This is a genomic window from Nocardiopsis halotolerans DSM 44410 (assembly GCF_000341065.1).
Classification (GTDB): domain Bacteria; phylum Actinomycetota; class Actinomycetes; order Streptosporangiales; family Streptosporangiaceae; genus Nocardiopsis; species Nocardiopsis halotolerans.
The window spans coordinates 9,359-25,140 of sequence record NZ_ANAX01000066.1 but is presented as its reverse complement, the minus strand read 5'-3'; the positions used below and the strand labels follow the sequence as shown (position 1 = coordinate 25,140).

At 70.8% G+C, this 15,782-nt stretch carries 16 protein-coding genes and 3 pseudogenes; 9 read left to right on the top strand and 10 right to left on the bottom strand.

The window, feature by feature from the left end:
* From D455_RS29290 to D455_RS0105240, 4 genes are all read left to right on the top strand, one after another.
* Positions 1 to 885 (top strand): CoA transferase (locus D455_RS29290; RefSeq protein ID WP_017569717.1); only part of this gene is annotated, 885 nt, incomplete at its 5' end.
* Positions 882 to 2,507: a class I adenylate-forming enzyme family protein gene (locus D455_RS0105250; protein ID WP_017569716.1), complete on the top strand. Its 1,626-nt coding sequence runs from the start codon at positions 882 to 884 to the stop codon at positions 2,505 to 2,507. The genes D455_RS29290 and D455_RS0105250, both read left to right, overlap by 4 nt.
* A gap of 25 nt (positions 2,508 to 2,532) precedes the next feature.
* Positions 2,533 to 3,336 carry a class I SAM-dependent methyltransferase gene (locus D455_RS0105245; protein ID WP_026122342.1) on the top strand — a complete coding sequence of 268 codons (804 nt, stop codon included), beginning with the start codon at positions 2,533 to 2,535 and terminating at the stop codon, positions 3,334 to 3,336.
* A 249-nt stretch (positions 3,337 to 3,585) separates the two neighbouring features.
* Positions 3,586 to 4,059 carry an SRPBCC domain-containing protein gene (locus D455_RS0105240; protein WP_017569714.1) on the top strand — a complete coding sequence of 158 codons (474 nt, stop codon included), beginning with the start codon at positions 3,586 to 3,588 and terminating at the stop codon, positions 4,057 to 4,059.
* A 72-nt stretch (positions 4,060 to 4,131) separates the two neighbouring features.
* On the opposite strand, the gene D455_RS0105235 is transcribed toward D455_RS0105240, so the two are convergent.
* The 3 genes and pseudogenes from D455_RS0105235 to D455_RS29285 all read right to left on the bottom strand — a co-directional run bounded on the left by D455_RS0105235 (position 4,132) and on the right by D455_RS29285 (position 6,946).
* Positions 4,132 to 5,379: an amidohydrolase gene (locus D455_RS0105235; protein ID WP_017569713.1), complete on the bottom strand. Its 1,248-nt coding sequence runs from the start codon at positions 5,377 to 5,379 to the stop codon at positions 4,132 to 4,134.
* Positions 5,380 to 6,174 (bottom strand): hypothetical protein, encoded by a 795-nt coding sequence (locus D455_RS0105230; RefSeq protein ID WP_017569712.1) that lies wholly within the window; start codon positions 6,172 to 6,174, stop codon positions 5,380 to 5,382.
* Positions 6,175 to 6,200: 26 nt separating this feature from the next.
* A pseudogene (locus D455_RS29285) lies at positions 6,201 to 6,946 on the bottom strand (DUF5058 family protein).
* A 238-nt stretch (positions 6,947 to 7,184) separates the two neighbouring features.
* Between D455_RS29285 and D455_RS0105220 the strand changes: the two are divergent.
* Entirely contained in the window at positions 7,185 to 8,645 is a 1,461-nt protein-coding gene (locus tag D455_RS0105220) for an amidase family protein (protein WP_017569711.1), read from the top strand.
* 17 nt (positions 8,646 to 8,662) lie between these two features.
* On the opposite strand, the gene D455_RS34800 is transcribed toward D455_RS0105220, so the two are convergent.
* The 6 genes from D455_RS34800 to D455_RS34410 form a co-directional block, all read right to left on the bottom strand.
* Positions 8,663 to 8,806: a hypothetical protein gene (locus tag D455_RS34800; RefSeq protein ID WP_206539244.1), complete on the bottom strand. Its 144-nt coding sequence runs from the start codon at positions 8,804 to 8,806 to the stop codon at positions 8,663 to 8,665.
* Complete coding sequence (locus D455_RS29280) at positions 8,794 to 9,612, bottom strand: AsnC family transcriptional regulator (RefSeq protein WP_206539243.1); 819 nt, start codon at positions 9,610 to 9,612, stop codon at positions 8,794 to 8,796. Before D455_RS29280 ends, D455_RS34800 begins: the two co-directional genes overlap by 13 nt.
* A gap of 93 nt (positions 9,613 to 9,705) precedes the next feature.
* Positions 9,706 to 11,832, bottom strand: coding sequence for an ATP-binding protein (locus D455_RS0105210; protein WP_017569709.1), 2,127 nt, complete (start codon positions 11,830 to 11,832; stop codon positions 9,706 to 9,708).
* The gene (locus D455_RS0105205; protein ID WP_017569708.1) at positions 11,829 to 12,389 is read right to left on the bottom strand and encodes a DUF6879 family protein; all 561 of its coding nucleotides are present in this window, start codon (positions 12,387 to 12,389) and stop codon (positions 11,829 to 11,831) included. The genes D455_RS0105210 and D455_RS0105205 overlap by 4 nt, the downstream gene beginning before the upstream one ends.
* On the bottom strand, positions 12,386 to 12,604 hold the full coding sequence (locus D455_RS0105200) for a hypothetical protein (RefSeq protein ID WP_017569707.1): 219 nt from the start codon (positions 12,602 to 12,604) through the stop codon (positions 12,386 to 12,388). Before D455_RS0105200 ends, D455_RS0105205 begins: the two co-directional genes overlap by 4 nt.
* A 90-nt stretch (positions 12,605 to 12,694) precedes the next feature.
* A complete protein-coding gene (locus D455_RS34410) occupies positions 12,695 to 12,850 on the bottom strand; it encodes a hypothetical protein (protein WP_169552594.1) in 156 nt (51 codons plus the stop codon).
* Positions 12,851 to 12,955: 105 nt separating this feature from the next.
* On the opposite strand from D455_RS34410, the gene D455_RS34795 reads away from it, so the two are divergent.
* The 4 genes and pseudogenes from D455_RS34795 to D455_RS0105175 all read left to right on the top strand — a co-directional run bounded on the left by D455_RS34795 (position 12,956) and on the right by D455_RS0105175 (position 15,126).
* A complete protein-coding gene (locus D455_RS34795) occupies positions 12,956 to 13,111 on the top strand; it encodes a type I restriction-modification system subunit M N-terminal domain-containing protein (protein ID WP_017569705.1) in 156 nt (51 codons plus the stop codon).
* A gap of 355 nt (positions 13,112 to 13,466) precedes the next feature.
* Positions 13,467 to 13,724: pseudogene (locus tag D455_RS36105) on the top strand (N-6 DNA methylase); the annotation flags it as partial.
* Between the two features lie 95 nt (positions 13,725 to 13,819).
* Positions 13,820 to 14,353, top strand: a pseudogene (locus tag D455_RS34785) (N-6 DNA methylase); the annotation flags it as partial.
* Positions 14,354 to 14,442: 89 nt separating this feature from the next.
* Positions 14,443 to 15,126 (top strand): hypothetical protein, encoded by a 684-nt coding sequence (locus tag D455_RS0105175; RefSeq protein WP_017569702.1) that lies wholly within the window; start codon positions 14,443 to 14,445, stop codon positions 15,124 to 15,126.
* 60 nt (positions 15,127 to 15,186) lie between these two features.
* Here D455_RS0105175 and D455_RS32070 read toward each other — a convergent pair whose 3' ends face one another.
* Positions 15,187 to 15,552 (bottom strand): hypothetical protein, encoded by a 366-nt coding sequence (locus D455_RS32070; protein WP_017569701.1) that lies wholly within the window; start codon positions 15,550 to 15,552, stop codon positions 15,187 to 15,189.
* Positions 15,553 to 15,782 lie beyond the last annotated feature (230 nt).

The following is a 15,782-nucleotide window of genomic DNA, read 5'->3' as shown; positions in this document are numbered from 1 at the left end:
CTGCGGCCCGCGGGCGGCACCGGGGGCCCGGCCGCCGGACCGCCGCCGCTGGGCCCCGGCGCCATCGCGCCCCTGGCCGGGGTACGGGTGGTGGAGGCCACCAACCGGGTGCAGGGACCGCTCGCCGGACTGCTGCTCGCCATGCTGGGCGCCGAGGTGGTGCGCGTCGAACCCCCGGGCGGCGACCCGATGCGCGGGGTGCCGCCGCTGGCGGGGGAGTGCTCCGCGAGGTTCCTCGCCCTGAACCGGGGCAAGGACGCGGTCGAGGCCGACCTCAAGACGCCCTCGGGGCGCCGCGCCGCACGGGAGTTGGCCGCCACGGCCGACGTCCTGCTGTACAACTGGCCGCCCGGCCGCGCCGAGCGGTTCGGGCTGGGCCCCGACGACCTCGCCGGGGACGCCCCGGGCCTGGTCCACGTCCACGCCGACGGGTGGGGCGAGGCGGCCCCCGAACCCGGCGCGCTGGCCACCGACTACCTGGTCCAGGCGCACGGCGGGGTGGCCGGTCTCCTGGCCGGACCGGGGGAGGACCCCTCACCGTCCCTGCTGACCCTCACCGACGTACTCGGCGGGATCCTCGCCGCCGAGGGGGCTCTGGCCGCGCTGCTGTCCCGTGTCCGCACGGGCTCGGGGGCGCACGCCCGGACCGCCCTGGCGGACGCGGCCCGGCTGCTGCGCCGCGCCGGACGCGGTACCGCGTCCGGGGAGCGGGGAGGCCCGGCCCCGTCGGAGGACCTGGTGGCGATGGCCGCCGCACCGGAGTTCGCGGCCGCGTTCGACACGGTCGACGGCGCGTCCTGCGTCCGGGCCCCGTGGTCCTTCGCGCCCGCCGCCGCGCGGGTCGGCGCGCCCCTGGCCGCACACACGCTCCCGGAGGCACGATGACCTGGACCTCGTCCAACGGACTGGCGCTGCCCGACCTCGTCCCGCCCGAGCTGCGCGCGCGGTGGACCGCCCTCGGCTGGTGCCCGGACCGGGACCTGTACGCCCTCTTCCACGACCACGCTCGAAACCACCCCGACCGGGCGGCCGTCATCGACGAGCACGGAACCCTCGACTACGCCGGACTGGACGCCCGGGTGCGCGGCGCCGCCGCCGCGCTGGCCGCCGAGGGGACGGGAGAGCACGACGTCGTCGGGATCCTGCTGCCCAACGGACGGGACGCGGCCGTGGCCGAACTCGCCGTCGCCGCCGTCGGCGCGGTCTCCCTGCCCGTGCCCGACGGGCGTTCCGAGGCCGACGTGCGCAGCCTGCTGTCCCGCTCCCGCGCCGCCGCCCTCATCACCACCCCGGACAGGGTGGAGGGGATCCGGCGGACGGAACTGCCGCACCTGTCCCGGGTGTGGACGTTCGGCCCGGCCCGCCCCGGGGCGACCAGCCTGGACCGACCCGACCCCGGGGCGGTCCGGGACTGGCGTCCGGCGCGGCCCGACCCCGAGGCCCCGGCCCGCATCCTGGTCTCCTCCGGTTCCGAGGGCGAACCCGGGATGGTCGCCTACACGCACAACGCCATGGCGGGCGGCCGGGGCAACTACGTGGCGGCGCTGCACACCGGACCCGGGCCCATGCGCAACCTGGTCCTGGTCTCGCTGGCCTCGTCCTTCGGTTCCTGCGGGGTTCCGGTGACCCTGGCCCGGCACGGCGGAACCCTGGTGGTGCTGTCCCGCTTCGATCCGGCCGCCGCGCTGCGGGCCGTCGAGCGGCACCGCCCCACACACCTGGTCGGGGTGCCCACGATGCTGCGCCGCGTCGCCGCGCTGCCCGAACGGGCGGACACCTCGTCCCTGCGGACGGTGGTGGCCAGCGGGGCACCGCTGCACCAGGAGGTCCACGACGCCTGCGTGGAGCGCTTCGGCAGGCCCGTGGTCAACGTCTACGGCTCCACCGACGGGGTCAACTGCCACACTGCGCGCCGCCCCCGCGACTGGAGGCCCGGCATGGCCGGGTACCCGGCCTCCGACGTGGCCGAACTGAGCGTTCGCGATCCCGGAGGACGGCCGGTCCCGGCGGGGGAGACCGGCGAGATCTGGGCCCTGGGACCGATGACGCCCCTGTGCCACGTCGCCGCGCCCGACCTGGACGCCGAGCGCCGGGCCCCGGGCGGCTGGGTGCGCACCGGGGACCTGGGCCGCTTCGACCCCGACGGCGCGCTGCACGTGGTGGACCGCCTGCGCCGGACGGTGATCCGGGGCGGCGTCAACATCTTCCCGGCCGAGGTGGAGCGTGAGCTCGGCGCCCACCCCTCCCTCGCGGAGGCCCACTGCGTTCCCGTGCCCGACCCCGACCTGGGCGAGCGCGTGTGCGCCTGCGTGTCCCCGGCGGCGGGAGCCGCCGTGCCCACCCCGGGAGAGCTCATCGCCTTCCTGCGCGACGAACGCGGCCTGGACACGCGCAAACTCCCCGAACACGTGGTCGTCCTGCCCGAGCTGCCGCTCGGCCCGACCGGGAAGGTGTGCGCGTCCATCCTCTCCCGTGTCGCGGCGGAGGCCGTGGGCGCGCACCACTGACCACACGACACCGAAGGAGACCCCGGTGACCGACACCGCCGTCGAGGACCAGCGCTACGTCTTCGACAACCACAGCGAGCACGCCTTCGACCAGCACCGCTTCCTGGCGGCCGCCTACGACCCGATGACCACCGAACGCCTGGAGCAGACGGGTGTCGGCCCCGGGTGGAACTGCCTGGAGGTGGGTGCCGGGGGCGGCAGCGTCGCGCTCTGGCTGGCCGACCGGGTCGCCCCGGGCGGGAGAGTGCTGGCCACCGACATCAAACCCGAACGGATCCCGGCAGCCGAGGGGGTGGAGGTGCTCCGGCACGACGTCGTCCGCGATCCGCTTCCCGAGGCCGCCTTCGACCTCGTCCACTCCCGGTTGGTCCTGCTGCACCTGCCGGAGCGGATCGCCGTCCTGGACCGCCTGGTGCGGGCGCTCAAGCCCGGCGGGGTGCTCCAGCTCGACGAGTTCGACATCACCTACGGTCCGGCGCTGCTCATGCCCGACGCCGAGTCCCGGAAGCTCTACGAGGAGTTCCAGGAGGCCAAGACCCGGTTGATGATCCGCGCCGGTGCCGACCCGGCGTGGGGACGCAACGCCGCCGAGGCGATGCGCCGCGCGGGGCTGGTCGACGTCGACCCCCGGCCCCGGCTGGAGCTGTGGGAGGCACGGTCCCCCGGCGTGCACCTGATCGCGCACCACACCCGCCACCTGCGCGACGCGTTCGTGCGCGAGGGGATGACCGACGAGAAGCTCGCCGACGTGCGCGCGCTCCTGGCCGACCCCTCCTTCCGCGCCTCCTCGTGCGCGCTCTACTCGGTCCAGGGCCGCCGTCCCCGTTAGTGACCGGGCCCGCGCACGTGACGGACGTCCCGCCGAGGGCCCGCCCCCACCACGCCGGACGGCACCGGGCCGGTCCGCGTGCCCGCCGTCCGTCGGCGGTGTCCGTTAGCGTGCTGGACACAACCGTCGCATGGGTGAACACGAGGGGTCCGACCCGCGCTGATCCTGTGTGGCGGCGGAGCGGTGGGCGTCTTCGGTCACGGCACCGAATTCGCACACGTTGGACACGTTCGGGGAAGGGTGACGGCCATGGGCCAGGCGGAACAGCGCGTCGACCGGGGAAGCAGGACCGTTCGGGCGTCCGCGGCGGCGGTCTACGCGGCGATGACCGAGCCGGACGCCCTCGCGGCCTGGCTGCCGCCGGAGGGGATGAGCGGCCGGATCGACCGCTTCGACCCGCGGCCCGGAGGCGGGTTCCGCATGGTGCTGACCTACCTCGATCCCGCGGCCGGACACGGCAAGACCTCGGAGGCGGAGGACGTCAGCGAGGTCGGGTTCACCGAGCTGGTGCCCCGTGAGCGCGTCGTGCAGCGGATCGTCTTCGATTCTCCCGACCCCGAATTCGCGGGGACCATGACGATGACCTGGCGGCTCACCGAGCAGCCGGAGGGCACGTTGGTGACCGTCGAGGCCACCGACGTGCCCCCGGGCATCTCCCAGTCCGACCACGAGGCGGCCTTCACCTCGACCCTGGCCAACCTCGCCGCCCACGTCGAGCGGTGACCGCCCGTGCGCCGGAGGGCCGGGACGGCGCGGTCCACCTCGCCGGACACGTCGGCGCCGCGCCACCCCGGTTCACTCGTCGGTGCCGGTGGCGCCCCCTCCCAGGTAGGCCAGGATCCCGGTGACCGCGGCCCGGCTCCCGGTGGTCAGCGTCGGTTCCATGACCGGGCCGAAGTACGGGGAGTGGTTCACCGGGGGCTCCCCGGCGTCCGGATCGAACCCGCCGAACATCCAGTAGACGGAGGGCACGCCGATGGACTCCGCGAGGTGCCCGAAGTCCTCGCTGCCCATCACCGGAGCGTCGACGACCACGTTGTCCTCCCCGAGTTCGGCACGCAGCGCCGACTCGACGCGCGCGGTCGCGGTCGGGTCGTTGTGGCAGCGCGGGAAGGTGTAGACCTCCTCGATCAGCGGTTCCGGGGCGCCGGAGACGGCCGCCTCGCCGGTGATGATCCGCCGCACCGCGGCGAGCACCCGGTCGCGCACCGGCTGCTCGAACGTACGGATGTTCAGGGTGAACTCCGCCCGGTCCGGGATGATGTTCTCCTTCAACCCGGCGTGGAAGGTCCCGACGGTGACCACGGCGGGGGAACGCGGGTCCAGCTCGCGGGAGGCGATCGTCTGCAACCGGGCGACCACGTGCGCGCCGAGCACGATCGGGTCGATCGATGACTGGGGCTGTGAACCGTGGGACTGCCTGCCGTACAGGGTCACCCGCAGCGCGTCGGCCATGGCCATCGCGGTGCCGTGGCTGAGCGTCACCGTTCCCGCCCGCAACGGCATCACGTGTTGGCCCAGGACGACGTCGGGGCGCGGCGCGCGCTCCCACAGGCCGTCGTCGACCATCGCCCGCGCGCCCTCCGCGGTCTCCTCCCCCGGCTGGAACACCAGGACCAGCGTCCCGCTCCACGCGTCGGTACGCGCCAGCAGCACTCGTGCGGCCGTGAGCAGGGACGTGACGTGGGTGTCGTGCCCGCAGCCGTGCATCACGGGCACCACGGTGCCGTCGGAGAGGGTGCCGGTGGCCGTGCTGGCGTAGTCCAGTCCGGTGTCCTCGGCGATGGGCAGCCCGTCGGTGTCGGCGCGGAAGGCCACCACCGGGCCCTCGCCGTTGCGGACGACGCCGACCACCCCGGTGCCTCCGCAGCGGAAGTGTTCGACGCCGAGGTCGTCCAGTTCGGCGGCGACGAAGTCGGCGGTGGCGTGTTCGCGCATGGACAGTTCGGGGTGGGCGTGCAGGTGCCGGTAGATCCGGTGCATGCGTTCGGTGTCCAGACCGGCCATGAGGGAGCCGGGAGCGGTCTCGGGTGGGGTGGTCATTCAGCGGCCTTCCTTCGAGGGAGTGGTGTCCCGGGAGCCGTGGGGCTCCGCGGGGGAGGCGGGGGCGGTGGCCTCGTCCTGCCCCGGGACCTCGTGGACGACACGGCGGCCCCGCAGGAACCAGGCCAGGACCATCGTCACCACCACGCACAGGGCGGTGGAGAACGGGGCCAGTCCCGGGACGGTGGGAACCAACGCGAACTGGATCCCCAACGCGGTCGCGACGGCGATGGCGGCGGTCCGGGGCTGGCGCATGGTGACGAAGCACTGCACCAGCACCGCCCCCATGACGGCGGGGAGGATGTACAGCCGGGCCACCTCGATCAGCGCGGGCGGCAGCGCGGAGACCAACCAGGTGCCCAGCAGCCCCACGCCGAGCAGGAGGGAGGTCAGGTGCACGGTCGCGGCGCCGCAGATGGCCAGAACCGCGGTCAGGTCGCCTCGGCGCGTCCCCGGTCCGGCGTTCACGCTGGCCTGGGCGACGACCGCCGCGGGCAGCAGTTTGTTGGAGATGTTGCCGACCATGAAGGCCTGGTACATCGCGGCCGGTCCGAGGACGGGGAAGTAGGTCAGCGGTTCCAGGACCCAGAACACGCCGAACGTGGCGGCGACGGCGATGAACGCCACCCAGATCCGGGCCGCGTCGAGGTCGAGTCCGCCGAACACGACCAGGTAGGCGGGTCCGGCCAGGGAGAGGGTCAGGCCGACGAGCATGGTCAACCGGCCCCACCGGGACGTCGTGTTCTCGAATCTCGCCATTTCGGCCTCGGCCCGCCGAGGGGTGTCCGCGCTCATACTCTCTCCTTCTCCGTTCCCGGGGTTCACGCTGCGTGGAGCAGGTAGGCGACCGCCAGGGCCGCGACGATGGAGAAGCCGAGGGCCCACTCCTTCAGCCAACGCGCACCGAGGAGCCTGGCGAGGTACAGGCATCCGGCCATGACGGCGGCGGAGACGACGACGGTGACCGCGTGGACGCCGGACTTGGGCGTCTCGGTGACCGCCAGCATGCTGAACGCCCCGAACAGGGCGGCGCACGGGATGATCGCCATGACGGCGGGGTTCACCGCCCCCAGCTTCTTCCCGCCGCGTTTGAGCAGGGGGTGAGCAGCAGGGTGGCGAGCATCCACATACCGCCGGACAGACTCATGGCGATGAAGGCCAGGGCGAAGACGGACGGGTCGTAGCCGGGTCCGCCCAGGGTCACTCCGACGGTGCCCGTCGCGATACCGGCCGACGCGACCTCGGTGCTGGCCGACCCGATCAGCCCGACGCGCACGAGCACGGCGGGCGTGCCGAAGAGCGCCAGCAGGGCGACGGCCACCAGGACGACGGCGAGCGAGGGGCCGATCGAGGCCACGGCACCGGCGCGGTAGGCGTTCCTGAGGTCGGCCCGGCTCATCCCGACCTCGGGCCCGGCGGTGCGGGCGGCCCGCATGTAGACGAGGCTCTGGACGAAGATGGCGGCGAAGACGCCGAGCGCGCACAGCCAGATCACCGGGGAGTTGGCGACCGCCAGGATGTCGGTGGGTCCGTCGGCGCTCGGCGGCGCCTGTTCCAGGGATGCCATGGCTTCGAACGCTCCTTCTCATGTGTGACGGGGGACACTCTCCGGCCCTGATTTCGACCACCCTCGGGTAGGCGCGCAGCAGGTGGCAATACCTGGGAAAAAACGACATAAAAATGGCCGTTTCCCCCAAAGTGCGCTGCATCACCCGGGCACTGTTCCGCGACGCCCCGCCGCGTCGGAGACTTGGGCGCGGCAGTCCGGGAGAGGCCGGAACGGTGAGGAAGACGGAGAACGGTCCATGAACGACATCCAGCAGATGACGGCGACGGCACTGGTCGACGCGATCCGCCGTCGGGAACTCTCCGCGCGGGAGGCCGTCACCGCGCACCTGGAGCGGATCGAGGAGGTGAACCCGGCCGTCAACGCCGTGGTCACCGTGGAACCGGAGCGGGCCCGCGCGGCGGCCGACGCCGCCGACCGGCTCACCGTCTCCGGAGCCGAACTCCCGCCCCTGCACGGACTGCCGATGACCCACAAGGACACCCACGCCGTCGCCGGGATGCGCGGTACCAACGGCTCACGGGTCCTCGCCGACCACGTGTCCCCCGAGGACGACCCGATCATCGCCCGGTTGCGCGGCGCGGGCGTCATCGCCACGGGGAAGTCGAACGTTCCCGAGTTCGGAGCCGGGTCGCACACCTTCAACGAGGTCTTCGGCACCACCACGAACCCCTACGCCCCCGCGCTCAGCGCGGGAGGGTCCTCCGGCGGGGTGGCCGCGGCCGTCGCCGCCGGTGTCCAGCCGCTGGGAGAGGGATCGGACATGGGCGGCTCGCTGCGCATTCCGGCGTCGTTCTGCAACGTGGTGGGCTTCCGCCCGTCCCACGGTGTGATCCCTTTCCCCTCGGCGGACAACGACTGGGCCTGGCTCGGCCGCACCGGCCCGATGGCCCGCGAGGTGTCCGACATCGCCCTGTTCATGTCCGCGGTCGCCGGACCGTCGGCCCGGGTCCAGCCCCCGGCCCCGCTGACGGGCGCCGACTTCTCCGGCCCGGTGCACGGGGACCTGCGCGGGGTGCGGATCGGCTGGAGCCCCGACCTCGGACTCGGGATCCCCGTGGAACCCGGGGTCCTGGAGGTGCTGACCAGTCGGCTGCGCGTCTTCGAGGAGGCCGGGGCGATCGTGGAGGAGGCCGCCCCGGACCTCACCGGAGCCGACGAGGTCTTCCGCGTCACCCGTGCCCTCGACTTCGCCACCAACCTCGGCCCGCTCGTGCGCGAGCACCGCGCCCTCGTCAAGCCCGAGGTGGTCTGGAACGTGGAGTCCGGTTGGGAGCTGACCGCCCAGCGGATCATCGACGCCACCGCCGCGCGCACCCGGCTGGCCGCCGCCGTCCGGGAGTTCCACGCGCGTTACGACCTCCTCCTCAGCCCGGCCGCGCAGGTACTGCCCTTCGACGCGCGGCTGCGCTACCCCTCCGCGATCAACGGAGTCGAACCCGAGACCTACCTGGACTGGATGAGCTCGGCCTGCGCGCTCTCCGCCACCGGCCTGCCGGTACTGGCGATGCCCGCCGGTTTCACCCCGTCCGGACTCCCGGTGGGCTTCCAGATGTCCGTGGACCACTACCGGGACGCGGCGCTGCTGCGCTACGCCAAGGCCTTCGAGGAGCGCACCCGGTGCGTCGACCGGCGGCCGGAGATCGGCGCGGGCATGGGACAGGACGTGCGTCCGGTGACGACGGTGGCCGCCGGATAGGCGGGGTACCGGGGCTCTCAGCCCGTGGCCAGCATCCTGCCGCCGCGTTTGCGGGCGTGCAGCAGCAGAGTGGTCTCGATGCCCTCGACCCGGGCGGCCCAGGGCGAGTCGGTGACGAACCGGTAGAGCGAGGCGCTGTCCGGGAGGGTCAGGTTGGCCACGATCTGCTGGTCGCCCGCCAGCGCGGCGGCGTAGCGGACCTCCCGCGTCCCGGCCAGCTCCCGGCCGATCCCGTCCACCCGGTTCGGCGCCGCCCGGATCCAGAGCATGGCCTCCACCGGGAGTCCCACCAGCGCGGGTTCCACCAGGGCGCGCAGGTGGACGTGTNAAAAAGCCAGTCGGTGCGGCGGCTCGCCGTGGTCTCGGAGACCCCGGTGCGGCGGGCGATCTCCTCGAAACCGGCACGGCCGTTCTCCGCCAGCACCTCGGCGATCCGCAGGTCCTGGGCCGTGAGTTCGTCGCCGTCGGGGAACTCGGTGTGGTCGGGTGAGTACTCCGAGGTCAGCGCGGCGGTCTGGGTGGGGGTCAGGGGGCCGAAGCGCCAGCCCCGGATGGTACGGAAGTACCGCAGGACCGGATAGGTCACCGCGGCCTTCAACCCGACCGTGGCGGGGATCTCGGTACCGAGGACCTGGGGCAGCATCCCGGCGTCGAACATCAGCTCGGCGACGCAGTCGGTGGTGCCGGTGGTCATGTAGGCGAAGTTGCAGTCGGCGCGTTGGGCCAGCGCCTCGGTGGTCGTGCGGGCGGTACCGGGCGCGCAGCGGACCCGCAGCACCACGGAGTCCGCGTGGGGGAGCATCCCGGCGACGGTGACGTCCCCGGAGGCCAGCAGGTGGTTGCCGCGCCGGGCGACGGTGCGCTCCGGTTCGGCGAGCACCGCGGCGATCCTGCGCCACGAGGCACGGCCGTCGACCTGGAGCGCGGCGGCGATGCGTTGCTCCAGTCCGTCCAGGACGCGAGTCATCTCAGTAGGCCTTCCGGGGAGTCCGACCAGGATCCGAGCAGGGGAGGACGACCGTACCGGGTTGACGTGGTGTGATGGAGGGCCGGGGCGTGCTCAGCCGTCGGCGGTCATGTGGTCCAGGCGTTGACTGATCTCCCGTGCGCGGGGATCGTCGTGGTCGCGCAGGTAATCCAGCGCCGCGCCCAGCGCTTCCCGTGCCTGGGCCGCGTCGCCCTGTTCGGCGTGGGCACCGCCCAGGCCGAGCAGGGCCGTCGCGCGGCTGTCGGCGTCGTCGCGTTCCTCGAAGACCGTGATGGCCTTCCTGTACTCCGCCACGGCTTCGGTGGCGTGCCCCGAACCGGTGAGGACCCGTCCCAGGGTGCAGCGGGACCAGGCCACGGTCCACACGTCGCCGATGGCCTCGAACTTCGTGATCGCCATTCGGCAGTGGTCGAGGGCTTCGTCCCAACGGCCGAGGTCCGCACCGAAGTCAGCCAGGCTCAGCAGGCCCATCGCCTCGCCGCGCTGTTCGCCCGTCTTCTTGAAGACCGTGATGGCGCGTTCCACGTGCTTGACGGTGTCGTCGCCGCGTTCGCCGCGCTGCCAGGCCACCACGCCCAGTTGGCGCAGCGCGAAACCCTCCACCCATGAGTCACCGGCCTGGCGGTTGCTCGCCAGGGCGAACCCGTAGTGCTGCACGGCAGCGTCGAGGTCGCCCAGGAGCCACTGGGCGTCGCCCATACCCAGGTGGTTGCGGGCGGAACCGAAGGCGTCATCCGCGTCGTCGGCCGCCCGCAGCCCGATCGCGTGCAGGTCGCGCCACTCGTGCCAGTGCCGGTGCAGTTCGAACAGTCCGTAGACGCTCGCGGGCAGCCGCCAGGCGGTGTCGTGGTGGCCGCGCTCCTGGGCGGCTCGCGCCACGGCCAGGAGGTTCGTGCGCTCGGTCTCGAACCAGGCAAGCGCGTTCTGGACGGAGGCGAACTCGGGCAGCTCGTGGGGCTGCTCCTCCCCGGGAACGACCGGGAAGTTCGGGTGCTCCACGAGCTGGGCCCGCGCGGCTGCGTGCGTGTACCACCGCGCCACCCGCCCAACGGCCTCGCTCTTCGCTTTCCTCCCCTCCTCGGCGTCGACCCGTTCGACCGCGTAGAGCCGCACCAGGTCGTGCAGGCGGTAGCGGCCTTCGCGTGGCCGTTCCACGAGGTTCGCCCGGGTCAGGCGATCCAGAAGCCTTCGGGTCTCCGGCAACGAGGTGTCGGTGAGCGCGGCGGCGGCACCCGGGGAGAACTCCGGACCCGGATGGAGGCCCAGGAGCCGGAAGAAGCGTGCGGTGTCGGTGTGCAGGTCCTGATAGGACGCCGTCATCACAGCGCGCAGATCACTCAACTCGTCCTCCTCGGCAAGAGCGTCCAGACGGGATTCCTCGGTGGCCAGTTCGGCCACCAGATCGCTCAGCGCCGCGTCCGACCGGTCCAGGAGCCGCTCGGCGACCACCCGGAGCGCCAGAGGAAGGCGGGCGCAGTGCTCGGCCAGTTCGTGTGCCGCCCGCGGTTCGGAGTCCACCCGCGCTCCGACCGTGCTTCGCAGCAGGCTCACGGAGTCCTCGATCGGTAGGACGTCCAGCGGAAACCTCTGTGCACCCTCGCGTGCGACGAGCCCGGGCAGCGTGCTCCGACTGGTCACCACGACCATGCAGCCGGGCGAGGCGGGCAGCAGCGGCCGAACCTGTGCCGCGTCGAGCACGTCGTCGATGACGACCAGGAGGCGTTTGTCGTTGATCTCTGAACGATAGAGAGCCGAGCGGCCGTACACATCCAAGGGGATGCGGTCGGGAGGGACACCGAGTGCCCGCAGGATCGCGTCGAGGACCTGGGCGGCTTCCGCGCGGGGGCCGGGTACATGCCCGTGGACGTTGGCGTAGAGATCGCCGTCAGGAAAGCGATCACGTGCCTGGTGTGCCCAGTGGACGGCGAGGGCGGTTTTTCCGACACCCGGTGGACCGGCCAGTACGGCGACCGGGACACCCGTCCCGGCCTCCCGCGCCAGTGCGTCCAGCTGACGTAGGTGTGCCGTGCGGTCCACGAACCCGGTGGCGGGCAGTGGTAGCTGGCGCGGGATGGAGGCGGGCGGCTGGGTAAGCCCGGAAACGATGTGGACGTCACCGTGCACGGCTCTGGTCTGAACCAGGGCCGCAGGGTTGCCCTGCACGGTGTTTGTGGTCTTGTCGTTGTCGGTGTCTGTCACAGGGGTCGCATGTCAGCGTCGAAGCGCTTTTCGTACTCAGAAAACGGAATGGACATGTGCAGTGCCCGGTCGCGCACCGCGTTGGCCCGAACGATCTGTTCGGGATCGGTCACCAGCTCGGGAGTGAGCATGGTGCCGTCCGGGGCGTAGTTCATCCGCACCAGCTGCTCGGAGTCGAACAGCCAGTAGTCGGAATGTGGGATGCCCTCGGGCCAGACGCCCTCATTGACGGGCAGGATGTTGACGTCCTCGCCCGCCTTGACGCTGGACCGGTAGCCCCACACGCATTCGAACCGCAGGTAGTCCGTGAGGGGCTCGGTGATCACGTGAACACGGCGAAACTGCCGTCCACTGCCAACCAGACGAGCCCACTCCTCGTGGGAGTCGGTGGTGATCACCTCTCCACCAGCCAGGAAGCGTCGAAACGCCTCCTCCTCATAGCCGACGTCGTAGACCTGGAGGGTCTCCAGACGGAAGGCCGTGTAACGGCATTCCTCGAAGAAGCGGTCGAACTCGTCCTCGCTGACGGGCCGCGATCCACTGTCCTCAGAGGTCACGCGTTCCTCCGCTGGTAACGCTCGACAGCGGCGAGGACGATCTCGGGGGAGATACGAACCGCGGTCTCGCCCGGCAGGGGGTTGGCCAGCTTCGCGAAGTCGGCATCGTTGAGCCCGGCGCCCTGGACGACGAACTCGCCCGTGTCACTGAGGTAGACGGAGGGGCAACCCTTGTTCGCCGACTTGTCGTCCTTGGCGAGCATTTCCAGTTCCATGGCTCTCCGATCGGGCCTCGCAGGAACGTTCCTCGGACCCTGAAACTAACACGGAAGCCTTGCGCCGTAGGGCTTGTGGCCATGTTCGGCCTACCCGTCCACGTACCTTCGGCGTATCTGTTCCACTTCGTCCCCGTCACCCTCACGCGACGCTCGCACGAGCCGCTTGATGTCTGCGGCGGCGAGCGCGTCGAGCAGGGCCTGAGCAGCCTCTTCCGGGGCGCTTTCGCCATTCTCGTGGTTCATGGTTCCCAGCAGACCACACACGCGGTGCCTTTGGGAAAACCATGAAAGCGAAGCTCTGGGCTTCGCGAGCCTGAGAGCGTCGGTGCCGGGTGGTACGGTCCCCTCGTGCTCAGCGCGGAACTGAAGAACAGTGTCGTCCGCCTGTGGGCGGCCTTCGATGCCGAGGGCGCCTACCCCCGAGACGTGATCGAGCAGGTCACGTACCTGGTGTTTCTGCGCCGTCTGGACGAGATGCAGGACCGCAGGGACCGCCAGGCTTGATGGGGCCATGCGCAGCCCTCGCTCTTTCCCGAGGGCACGGGGTCGCGACTGCGGTGGAGTCACTTCAGGAGCGAGTCCCCGGAAGCCATGCACACGACCGTTCGGGACGAGGTTTTCCCCTTCCTACGGGAATTGGGTGAAGGTGCTGACACGCACCTCCACCACCTACGGGATGCCCGTTTCACGGTGCCCAGCCCCGGACTGTTGGACCGTGCGGTGCAGATGGTGAACTCCCTGCCGTTGAACGACAAGGCCGTGCGGGGAGCGCTCTATGAGTACATGATCGGCAAGGTCGGGAAGTCGTGGCAGAAGGGACAGTTTCCCACGCCATCTCATCCGACTCATCGTCGAACTCATGGCTCCTGGTCCTCAGGATGTGTTCTGCGATCCCGTCTGCGGAACTGCGGGTTTCTTGGCGGAGTCGGCCGCCTACGTGTCGCGGGAGTACTCCGATGCTCTGGTGAGCGTCGACGATAGGCGGCACTTCGACGGCGCCATGTTCCACGGGTACGACTTCGAACCGACCATGCTCCGCATCGGCGTGATGAACATGCTGCTGCACGAGGTGGAGTCCCCGGACATCCGCTCGGGGGATTCGCTGGCGGAGAGCGCCGAGGATGTGCACGAGGCGGGCCGGTACTCGCTGATCCTCTCCAATCCGTCCTACTCCGGCGGCCTCGTCCCCGACGGGGCCCTGTCCAGAGGGGGCAGGTTTATAGGAACATCCGGCGGATGCTGGTGGAGGAGCATCGGCTCGACGGTGTCCTCAAGCTTCCCAGTGGCCTTTTCAGCCCTCAGAACAAGGTGTCCACCGCCGTCCTGTTCTTCACCCGTACCGACAGCGGGGGAACGGACCGCGTCTGGTTCTACGACGTCCGTGCGGACGGTAGGAGCCTGGACGACCACCGCAGGGCCCTGTTGCCGGAGGACCGGTTGGGCGTGCGTCCCGAAGGCGGTCCCCTCAGCGCGCAGGAGCATGAGCACAACAACTTTCCCGATGTCCTCGCCCGCTGGCGAGAGCGGACCGCGAGCGAACTGGGGCGGGCACGTACCGAGCAGAGTTTCTGCGTTCCCAGGGACGAGATCGCCGCGCAGGACTACGACCTCAGTCTCAACCGGTACAAGGAGATCGTCTATGAGGAGGTCGAACAGCGGCCTCCCGGTGAGATCCTGAGCCAGATCAAAGCCTTGGACCAGGAGATCCGGGATGCGGTGACCGATCTGGAGGGTTTCCTCGGGTGACGCCGGGTCGTGGAACCGGTTTCTTCCCTGTCCTCGCAGCCCGCTAGCTTTGGGTTGTCCTTCACAGCATGGCTATGGAAAGGGGACTGGTGTCCGAACTCGCGGGCAGGGTCAGCGAACTGGAACGGGCTGAGAAGCGCCTGGAGGCGCTTGAGGAGCGGATCCAGACGGAGATCGAAACGATCGAGCAGCAGCTCGTCGACTTCTGGGATATGGCCTGCACCTATTCCTTTGAACTCGACAACCTCATGGCGGAGCGCAACCTCCCGGCGATTGAGGAGTATGTCGGACTCTACACGGCCCTAGCCAAGCAGATGGATGCCTCTGAGCTGGCCGAGTGGGCTGCTCTGGCTCGCGTGCGCGATGGCGTGGACGGCACGTTGCCCAACGACTTTCCAGACATCCCAGTGCGCGGGGTCGCGGACGGAATGCCTCCCAGGCCGATTGAGGGCATTGACGAGGAGGACTACCTGGAGGCGTGTGCCGACAGGACGTGGCATTGCCAGAGGTACATCGAGAGTTCCGATGACATGATCGAGGACTTTACCGAAACCGCACGCAAGGCCGCTGAGGCGGGTAACTCCACGGTGGCGATGCGCGAGTTCGGCAAGGCCCAAGCGGTGTGCGCCCAGGTCCAGGCGGCATATCAGGAGTGGTGGCATGCTTTGGGGGAGTCGTCCAACTACGGGACGGCTCTGCTCGGCCCAGTGCTGACCGACAATATGCGCGCTGCTTCTGCGGCTCTGGGTGTTCCGGACATCGGACAGCACTGACGTAGCGGAACGCCGCAGCCCGGGAGGGCTGCGGCGTTCGTTGTCCTCGGGGAGCTGGTGCTACGGCAGGCCCGGGACGCACTCGCGGGCCACGACCGGGCGCCAGGCCAGGTCACGTTCGACGACGCGCACCGGACCGCCCGGGCGGGACACCCGGAGGGTTTCCAGGCGGGTCATGTCGATGCGGCCCCACTCGCCGCCGTTGGGATCGGTGAGCAGGCGGGCGAACCCGAAGGCCCACCATCGGCCGGGCTGCTCGCTGTCCTGCCACAGTTCGGTGATCCACCAGTCGGCGGCGGGGGAGAAGTAGTGCAAGTGCACCACCGCTTCCTCCGGCTCCACTTCGTCCTGCCCGTACTCGCCGGGAACGCTGGCGCGCTCCGGTTCCGGCGGGAGGAAGGCGTGGCCGCGCAGGGAGCGGTCCACTTCGATCGGTTCGGCAGATTCGTGAGGTCGGTTTGGTTGGGCTGATCGGTGTGGTCGGCTCGGGTTGGTCTTCTTGGCCATGATGTGGCTTCTCTTCGTGGTCGTCTGCGGGTTCGGCTGGCGTCAGCGGAGCCCGGAGGAGTTGGGCGGCGTCCAGGGGGAACGCGGGCGGGGTGGTCCGGTGACGGACGCGATCGCCTGGAGCAGTTCCTCGGGGGTGTCGGCGCAGA

What these genes read in the sequence shown, in the direction of transcription:
- D455_RS0105220 (WP_017569711.1), top strand. Translation starts at nt 7,185, where the DNA reads ATGAACGACATCCAGCAGATGACGGCGACGGCACTGGTCGACGCGATC.
- D455_RS0105240 (WP_017569714.1), top strand. Translation starts at nt 3,586, where the DNA reads ATGGGCCAGGCGGAACAGCGCGTCGACCGGGGAAGCAGGACCGTTCGG.
- D455_RS0105200 (WP_017569707.1), bottom strand. Translation starts at nt 12,604, where the DNA reads ATGGAACTGGAAATGCTCGCCAAGGACGACAAGTCGGCGAACAAGGGT.
- D455_RS0105230 (WP_017569712.1), bottom strand. Translation starts at nt 6,174, where the DNA reads ATGAGCGCGGACACCCCTCGGCGGGCCGAGGCCGAAATGGCGAGATTC.
- D455_RS34410 (WP_169552594.1), bottom strand. Translation starts at nt 12,850, where the DNA reads ATGAACCACGAGAATGGCGAAAGCGCCCCGGAAGAGGCTGCTCAGGCC.
- D455_RS0105235 (WP_017569713.1), bottom strand. Translation starts at nt 5,379, where the DNA reads ATGACCACCCCACCCGAGACCGCTCCCGGCTCCCTCATGGCCGGTCTG.
- D455_RS0105250 (WP_017569716.1), top strand. Translation starts at nt 882, where the DNA reads ATGACCTGGACCTCGTCCAACGGACTGGCGCTGCCCGACCTCGTCCCG.